We start from the raw sequence: 7,564 nt of genomic DNA on the forward strand, positions 1-7,564 counted from the left end.
GCGTCATCGACCTGGCCTCGTTCGGCGGCGCCCTGCTCGCCGCCCTCCCGGCGGCGCTCTGTCTGCCGTTGCTCGCCGTCACCCTCGGCATGGTCGTCGAGGGCCGGCCCCGGCTGGCCCGCCGGGTGCGGAGGCTGACGGCCCTCGCCGTGCTGCTGCTCGCGCTCCTGGCCGTACAGATCGGGCTCGCGAGCGGCGGGCACCGCCTCGCCCCCCTGGAGTGGATCGAGCTGTGGTCCGGCCCCTGGGGCTGGGCCGCGCAGCCGCTGGTCGCCGCCACCGGCGGATCCGCGCCGGGCTGGCCCGCGGCCGTCGTGCTGCTCGTGGCCGCCGCCGCGGCGGCCCTGCGCTACGGGCATCAGCAGGCCGCGCACGTACCCACCGCCCAGCTGCGCAGCCGCGCGGCGACCTCCTCCGCGGTCTCCGCCGGGATGTGGTCCCTGGAACTGCGCGCCGCCAAGCTGGCCGTCCTGGAGTCGGGCGGCGGCGAGCCCACCTGGCGCGTCAGCGTGCGGGCGCCCCGCAACAAGTACCTGGTCGTCCTGTGGCGGGACCTGCTGGCGCTGCTGCGCACCCCCGGCCGGCTGGGCAGGGCCCTGACCTGGATGGGGTGCGCCGCCCTGACCTCGGGCCTGGGCGTGGAGCTCGGCGGCGAGAAGCGGGTGATCGGGCTCGTACTGGGCCTGCTCTTCGGATACTTCGCGGTCGGCGCGCTCGCCGAGACCGCGCGGCTGGAGACGGACGACGTACGGCGCGCGGCCTGGTCCCCGTTCCGCTTCCGGACGCTGATGCTCCAGCACGCGATCGTGCCCGCCGTGCTCGGCGCCCTGCTGGGGCTGCTCGCGGCCGTGCCGTACGCGGTGGCGGGCGTGCGCTGGCCGCTGCTGCTGATGCCGCTGTGCGCGCTGCCGTTCGCGGCCGCCGCCGTCTTCGCGGCCTGCCGCGGCCCGGCCCGTACGGACCTGATGTTCGTCGGCGGCGCCCTGCCGACCGGCGGGGCCGGGCCCTTCCTGTTCATGGCCTGGTACGCGGCCGGGCCCCTGGTCTCGATCGGCGGGCTGACATTCGTACTCAACTCCGCGCTCTCCCGCGGCCTGGACGGGCGGGGCGTGCTCGACACGGCCTGGATGGCGGCGGCGCTCACCGCCGGCCTGCTGTTCTTCGCCGCCCGCTCGGCCAATAAGCTGATGCGCCGGTAGCCGGGCCGCCGGGTCAGGGGTAGTGCTCCGCCCGCGCCGCCGTGATCAGGGCCGAGACATCGCCCCACTCCAGCCCCGCCACCCGCGCCCGGCGCATCCAGTCGTTGAGCTCGCCGCGCAGCGGCGACTCGGCGAGCGGCTTGGCCTGCGCCTGCTGCGCCGCCGCCCGGCTCACGAACGTACCGACACCGGGCCGCGGCTCCACGAGCCCTTGGTGCTCCAGCTCCCGGTACGCCTTCAGCGTGGTGTTGGGGTTCAGCTTGGTGTCGCGGGCGACCCTGGCCGCGGTGGGCAGCTGGTCGCCCTCCAGCAGGATGCCCAGGCGCAGCGCCTCCTGGACCTGCTGGACGATCTGGAGGTAGGCGGCCATGCCGCTGTGCCGGTCGATGCGGAACTCGACCACTAGCGCCCCCTCTCCGTCTCTCCCCGAGCACCGGATGTGCCCGCCGCGTCGCGCGTCGTACGTCCTGGCGTGCTCACATCGGCCTGCGCCGGACCCAGTACAGGACGAAGACGGCGATGGCCGCCGCCACTGCCAGCAGGATTCCGGCGCCGAGCCACTGCATACCGCGCATTTGGTCGTAGCCGAAGTATTCTACGTAGTTGTTCACGATGCCGAGCTTGGCCCGGCAGGCGTCCGCGTGGGCGTCGTTGAGACAGGTGCCGAAGCCGAAGAGCTTGCCGTCGGCGGTGGAGATCCAGTTGTCGACCTGCACCGCTCCCTGGGGCAGCCCGGCGATGCCGTTGTCGTCGTGGTACGGGTAGGTGAACACGCGGAGTCCGGCGAGCAGCGGCCGTACGTAGTCCCACAGGTACTGCACCGCGAGGGCGACGACGAAGGTCAGCGCCATGGAGGTCACCACCCGCCGGACGAGCATGCCGATCGCGACGCCCGTGACGAGGAGGAGCAGGGCGAAGGCGACGGGCATCGGCCCGGTGGCCTCGAAGATGCCGGTGTCCAGCCAGTTGCCGTTCTCGACCTCAAGGTGCGCGGGCTCCCACAGCCAGGTGAAGGCCGCCGAGAGGGCCGCCGTGCACAGCAGCGTGATCGCCGCCGCCATGCCGAGCTTGGTCGCGAGCCAGCGGCTGCGGCCGGTCGCCTGGGTCGTGACCAGCCGCGCGGTGCCGTTCTCCCGGTCGGCCGAGATCAGCGGGGCGCCGAGGAAGACGCCGAACAGGGCGGGCAGGGCGGTCAGGAGCTGGGCCCCGTTCTTGAACAGCGAGTCGTATCGGTTGTGGAACGACTGGCCACCGTCGTCCTTCCCCGACTGCTCGGCGTGGTGGAGGAAGTCCACCACCCCGGCACGCTGATAGATCATCACCGCGGAGCCGATGACGCCCGCCGCGATGGCGAGCCAGAAGACGACCCGGTGCTGGCGCCAGACCAGCCAGACCATCCCGTGCAGGACGCGGGGCCGCTTCTTGCCGGTCGCGGCCTTGTCGAGAGGCGCCTGTGCCGTCGCGCTCATGCCGCCGCCCCCTGCTCCTCGACGCGGGCGCTGGGCGTGAGCAGCGGCGGGGCGTCAGGTGTGCGCAAGTACCCCAACAGGACTTCCTCCAGAGTGGGTGTGCTGATCCGCCAGTCGTTTCCGACCTTGCCCACCGGGCGGATCAGAGCCGTGAACTGGCGGCCGACGGTGTGGGATTCGATGACGGTGTGCAGGTCCAGCTGCGGCGGCATGCCGTCCTCGGTCTGCGCGCCGGTCACCAGGGCGTGCGCGGGCAGCAGCGCGTCGACCTCGCCGGCCAGCCGGACCCGGCCCTCCGAGACGACCACCAGGTAGTCGCACATGGTCTCCAGCTCGGAGAGCATGTGGGAGGACATCACCACGGTGGTGCCCTGCTCCGCGGCCTCGGCCATCAGCAGCCCCGCCATCTCATGGCGGGCGAGCGGGTCCAGGTCGGCCATCGGCTCGTCCAGGAGCAGCAGTTCGGGGCGCTTGCCGAAGGCCAGCGCGAACGCCACGCGGGTGCGCTGACCGCCGGAGAGCGTGCCGACGCGCGAGTCGAAGGACAGGTTTCCCGCCCGTACGATCCGCTCGGCGAGCGCCTGGTCCCAGGTCGGGTTCAGCTCCTGCCCCATGCGCAGGGTCTCTTCGACGGTGAACCGGGTGAACAGCGGCTTGTCCTGGGCCAGGAACGAGCTCTTGGCGAGCACGGCCGTCTTGGTCACCGGCACCCCGAACAGGTGCAGCGTCCCTTCCGTGGGCTGGACGAGCCGGGTGGCCATGCCCAGCAGCGTGCTCTTGCCCGCGCCGTTGGGCCCTACGAGCCCGCAGATCCGGCCGGCCGGCAGCCGGAACGAGCAGTCCTTCACGGCCCACGTGCGGCCGTACCGCTTGCCCAGTCCGCGCGCCTCGATCGCGTCAGTCACACGCTCTCCCTACCTTGCTAATTAGCTAGTCAGCTAGTGGAATGAATAGTGGAGGCCGGGCGGGCGCGGTGTCAAACGGTCGTCGAACGGGTCGGGCGGCGTGTGAGGGTTCCGGCGACGCGGAGTGAGGTGTGGCCGACGTCACGTGACCGTCGCCGCCGGGCGGCGCGCGCGTTCCGTACCGGAAAGGGCGCGAGGCGAATTCGGGGTGAACTGGATGAACAAAGGTCGGCCTCGTCCTTTATTCGACCGGAATTGTGTTACCCGGAGTGAGCGGAATGAAATAGTCCGCGATGGTCGTTCGGATTCCGCTTAGCGATTTTCCGGCGGCCCGTTCGGTGCGGAATGGAATCGTCCGCCGGAGATTCCCGAGCGCCGGGATCTTGAAGTGATATGTTCCCGTCAGTTCTCGGACTCGGCTTTGCGTGGCTGTCGTTGGCGACGCCGCGCGACCATTGGGGGGAAAGCTGTGGTGAGGTTCGGTCCCGGGCATGGATTCTCCGAAAACCCGGTCGAGGCCCCGTTCCTCCCGGTGCGGGGGTAATCCGCCGACGCCGCGCGGGCGCACATGAATTCACGCACGGCGTGGATCCGGAGTGCTGTACGAACGACAACGGAGGACACATGATCAAGGGAACTTCCCGTGGCCGGCGCGCCGCCTCGGCGCTGCTGACCGCGGCCGTCGCGGGTGTGGCCCTGGCCGCCGCACCCGCGAACGCGGCGGCGCCGCCCGTCTGGGAGACGCTGCCCCAGCCCCTCAAGAACGCGGCCTCGGCCATCCTCCCCTTCGACGGCGACAACTCCGTCGTCACCACCAGGCAGGACGAGTGCGGCGACTGCTGGCTCGACCAGCGGCTGTGGCAGCGGAACGGGGACGCCTGGAAGGAGCTGAAGCTGCCCGCCGACGGCGTGGCGGACACGGTGACCGGCACGTCCCCCGACGACCTGTGGGCCATCGGCCGCAAGTACGGCGACGACGGCACCTGGCGGGTCCACCACTACGACGGCGCCAAGTGGTCGGCCAACCTCAGCCCCGGCACGAACAGCGTGGAGATCCTCGACGCCGAGGCCGTCAGCCGCACCAGCCTCTGGGGCGTCGGCAACACACGGGCCGACACGGCATTCGTGCCGACGGTGACCCACTGGAACGGCAAGACCTGGGACACCACCAAGTTCGACGACATCGAGGGCAATCTGAGCGCCCTTCAGGTGAAGTCGGAGAACGACATCTGGGCCGTGGGCAGCACTGATGCCGGCGGGGTCGCCAATGACAAGAACCAGGGGCTTGTCGTGCACTACGACGGCGCCAAGTGGACGCGAATCGCGGTGCCTTCGATCCCGAAGGTGAGCACATTCCTCGACGCCGTCATCAGTAATGGGCCGAACGACGTATGGGTCTCCGGAACCGTCGTGGACGCGCGCGGCCAGGGGGAGAAGCGGACCGGCGCGTACGTCATTCACTGGGACGGCAAGAGCTGGACCCACCGGGATGTTCCGGGCAAGGAGGCGGCGACGGCCAAATCCTTCGCCAATTACGGCGGAAAGCTGTATGCCGGGCTTTCCGGCAACCAGCGGCTGGTCCGCTGGACCGGTTCCGCGTGGGAGCAGGTCGACGGTCTGGAGCCGCTGATGTTCGGCGTCCACGACCTGACCACCGCGAAGGACGGCTCGCTGTACGTCACCGGCGCCCGGGGCACGTTCTACGGATCCCTCTACTACCAGCAGCGGCTGGCGCCGCCCGCCGCGCGCTGAACCGACTCCTGACGGGGCCGCACGTCACCGAGCGGCGGACGGCAGGTCAGGCAGGGCAGGAGCCCCGGACGGATCTCCGTCCGGGGCTCCGTCGCGCCCGCATCGCGCCTCTGGGCCGATCAGGTCGGATCGATGCCCAGCACGCGCTGGAGCAGGCCGCGCAGGAGCGTGCGCTCCGCCACCGACAGCCCGGCCAGCGGCTCGCGGGCGAAGTGGAGCGCGCCCCTCAGCTGATCGGCCGTGCGCTGCCCCTCGGGCGTCGCCGCGGCCAGCTTCACGCGGCGGTCGTCCGGGTCCGGCCGCCGCTCGACGAGGCCGCGGCCCTCCAGCCGGTCCACGATCCCGGTGACGTTCGACGGCTCGCACTTGAGCTTCACGGCGATCCGCCGCATGGGCAGCGGCTCGCGGGAGAGCAGTGCCAGCAGGCGCGCCTGGACACCGGTGAGGGAGTGCTTGGCGGCCGCTTCCTCGTACTCCTCGTGGTAGCGGACCACGACGGTGGCGATGAGGTCGACGACCTCCAGGGTCAGTGCGTCTGTACGAGTGGCCATGCGGACCAGGATAGCGTTTTGCTTGACAACATGAAATATCCAGGTGCATGGTTCTTTCAGCTGCTGAAACATTAGGAGGCTTCGCTTCATGACCGCACTCCCCACGACCAGCCGCGAATGGCACCTGACCGCCCGCCCCCAGGGCTGGCCGAAGCCGGAGGACTTCGCGCTGCGCGAGAGCGCGGTGACCGAGCCGGGCGAGGGTCAGATCCTGGTCCGCAATCTGCACATGTCGGTGGACCCTTACATGCGGGGCCGTATGGACGACGTCAAGTCGTACGTACCGCCGTTCCAGCTCGACCAGCCGATGGAGGGCGGCGCGGTCGGCGAGGTCATCGCCTCCAAGGCGGACGGGTTCGCCGTCGGCGACCATGTCCTGCACGGCCTGGGCTGGCGCGAGTACGCCCTGCTCGACGCCGCGAAGGCCGCCAAGGTCGACCCCGAGGCCGCCCCGCTCACCGCCTACCTCGGCGTACTCGGCATGACGGGACTCACCGCCTACGCGGGGCTGCTGGAGGTCGCCTCCTTCAAGGAGGGCGACGCCGTGTTCGTCTCCGGCGCGGCGGGCGCGGTCGGCAGCGAGGTCGGGCAGCTCGCCAAGCTCAAGGGCGCCTCCCGCGTCATCGGCAGCGCCGGCACGGACGACAAGGTCAGGCTCCTCACCGAGGAGTACGGCTTCGACGCCGCCTTCAACTACAAGAACGGCCCCGTGGCGCAGCAGCTCAAGGCGGCCGCCCCCGACGGCATCGACGTCTACTTCGACAACGTCGGCGGCGAGCACCTGGAAGCCGCGATCAGCTCGCTCAACGTGCACGGCCGCGCCACCATCTGCGGCATGATCGCGCAGTACAACGCGACCGAGCCGACCCCCGCCCCGCGCAACCTCGCCCTCGTCATCGGCAAGCGGCTGCGCCTTCAGGGCATGCTCGTGCGCGACCACGCCGCGCTCCAGCCCCGGTTCGTGGAGGAGGTCTCCGCCTGGGTGCGCTCCGGCGAGCTCAAGTACCGCGAGACCGTGGTGAACGGCATCGACAACGCGGTGGAGGCGTTCCTCGGCATGCTGCGCGGCGAGAACACCGGAAAGATGATCGTCAGCTTCAACGACTAGGCTCACTCGTACGACGCCGTGGACGCGCGGGCGCGCGGGCGCGGCGAACCAGCAGGAGGATCCCAGCATGAGCATTCAGTCCGTGGACGTTGTCTACACCGCCGTCGCGACCGCCGAGAACGGCCGTGACGGCCGCGTGGCCAGTGATGACGGCCAGCTCGACGTGGTCGTCAACCCGCCCAAGGAGATGGGCGGCAGCGGCGCCGGCACCAACCCCGAGCAGCTCTTCGCCGCCGGTTACAGCGCCTGCTTCCAGGGCGCGCTGGGCGTCGTGGCCCGCAAGGAGAAGGCCGACATCTCCGGCTCGACCGTCACCGCCAAGGTCGGCATCGGCAAGACCCCCGAGGGCGGCTTCGGCCTCAAGGTCGAGCTGTCGGCCTCCATCCCGAACGTGGACGCGGCCACCGCCAAGGACCTTCTGGAGAAGGCCCACCAGGTCTGCCCGTACTCCAACGCCACCCGCGGCAACATCGAGGTCACGCTGAACGTCGCCTGACCCGCGCCGTACGAGGAGGCCGCACCCCGCGCACCGGGGTGCGGCCTTTCGCGCTTCCGCGTACGTACGCCCGTACGGACCGAC

7 protein-coding genes and 1 pseudogene are annotated in these 7,564 nt (G+C 70.7%); 4 read left to right on the forward strand and 4 right to left on the reverse strand.

Annotated features, from left to right (window positions below; genetic code table 11):
* Positions 1 to 1,199: pseudogene (locus ACFU99_RS25610) on the forward strand (hypothetical protein); the annotation flags it as partial.
* 13 nt (positions 1,200 to 1,212) lie between these two features.
* Here the strand turns inward: ACFU99_RS25610 and ACFU99_RS25615 are convergent.
* The 3 genes from ACFU99_RS25615 to ACFU99_RS25625 all read right to left on the reverse strand — a co-directional run bounded on the left by ACFU99_RS25615 (position 1,213) and on the right by ACFU99_RS25625 (position 3,573).
* Positions 1,213 to 1,569: a GntR family transcriptional regulator gene (locus tag ACFU99_RS25615; RefSeq protein WP_384395868.1), complete on the reverse strand. Its 357-nt coding sequence runs from the start codon at positions 1,567 to 1,569 to the stop codon at positions 1,213 to 1,215.
* Positions 1,570 to 1,675: 106 nt separating this feature from the next.
* Positions 1,676 to 2,668, reverse strand: a complete 993-nt coding sequence (locus ACFU99_RS25620; RefSeq protein ID WP_384395851.1) for an ABC transporter permease — start codon at positions 2,666 to 2,668, stop codon at positions 1,676 to 1,678.
* On the reverse strand, positions 2,665 to 3,573 hold the full coding sequence (locus ACFU99_RS25625; RefSeq protein WP_384395853.1) for an ABC transporter ATP-binding protein: 909 nt from the start codon (positions 3,571 to 3,573) through the stop codon (positions 2,665 to 2,667). Before ACFU99_RS25625 ends, ACFU99_RS25620 begins: the two co-directional genes overlap by 4 nt.
* 624 nt (positions 3,574 to 4,197) lie before the next feature.
* Here ACFU99_RS25625 and ACFU99_RS25630 point away from each other — a divergent pair.
* Entirely contained in the window at positions 4,198 to 5,325 is a 1,128-nt protein-coding gene (locus ACFU99_RS25630; RefSeq protein ID WP_384395856.1) for a hypothetical protein, read from the forward strand.
* A gap of 119 nt (positions 5,326 to 5,444) precedes the next feature.
* Here ACFU99_RS25630 and ACFU99_RS25635 read toward each other — a convergent pair whose 3' ends face one another.
* The gene (locus ACFU99_RS25635) at positions 5,445 to 5,876 is read right to left on the reverse strand and encodes a MarR family winged helix-turn-helix transcriptional regulator (protein ID WP_384395859.1); all 432 of its coding nucleotides are present in this window, start codon (positions 5,874 to 5,876) and stop codon (positions 5,445 to 5,447) included.
* Between the two features lie 88 nt (positions 5,877 to 5,964).
* On the opposite strand from ACFU99_RS25635, the gene ACFU99_RS25640 reads away from it, so the two are divergent.
* Complete coding sequence (locus ACFU99_RS25640; RefSeq protein WP_384395862.1) at positions 5,965 to 6,984, forward strand: NADP-dependent oxidoreductase; 1,020 nt, start codon at positions 5,965 to 5,967, stop codon at positions 6,982 to 6,984.
* Between the two features lie 67 nt (positions 6,985 to 7,051).
* Positions 7,052 to 7,480, forward strand: a complete 429-nt coding sequence (locus ACFU99_RS25645; RefSeq protein WP_384395866.1) for an organic hydroperoxide resistance protein — start codon at positions 7,052 to 7,054, stop codon at positions 7,478 to 7,480.
* Positions 7,481 to 7,564: the final 84 nt, after the last annotated feature.

Origin of the sequence: Streptomyces sp. NPDC057654 (assembly GCF_042800135.1) — a bacterium.
Lineage (GTDB): Bacteria > Actinomycetota > Actinomycetes > Streptomycetales > Streptomycetaceae > Streptomyces.

Bases quoted from the DNA above. Each gene is read 5' to 3' on its own strand.
- ACFU99_RS25620 (WP_384395851.1), bottom strand. From the start codon at position 2,668: ATGAGCGCGACGGCACAGGCGCCTCTCGACAAGGCCGCGACCGGCAAG.
- ACFU99_RS25645 (WP_384395866.1), top strand. From the start codon at position 7,052: ATGAGCATTCAGTCCGTGGACGTTGTCTACACCGCCGTCGCGACCGCC.
- ACFU99_RS25635 (WP_384395859.1), bottom strand. From the start codon at position 5,876: ATGGCCACTCGTACAGACGCACTGACCCTGGAGGTCGTCGACCTCATC.
- ACFU99_RS25630 (WP_384395856.1), top strand. From the start codon at position 4,198: ATGATCAAGGGAACTTCCCGTGGCCGGCGCGCCGCCTCGGCGCTGCTG.
- ACFU99_RS25615 (WP_384395868.1), bottom strand. From the start codon at position 1,569: ATGGCCGCCTACCTCCAGATCGTCCAGCAGGTCCAGGAGGCGCTGCGC.
- ACFU99_RS25640 (WP_384395862.1), top strand. From the start codon at position 5,965: ATGACCGCACTCCCCACGACCAGCCGCGAATGGCACCTGACCGCCCGC.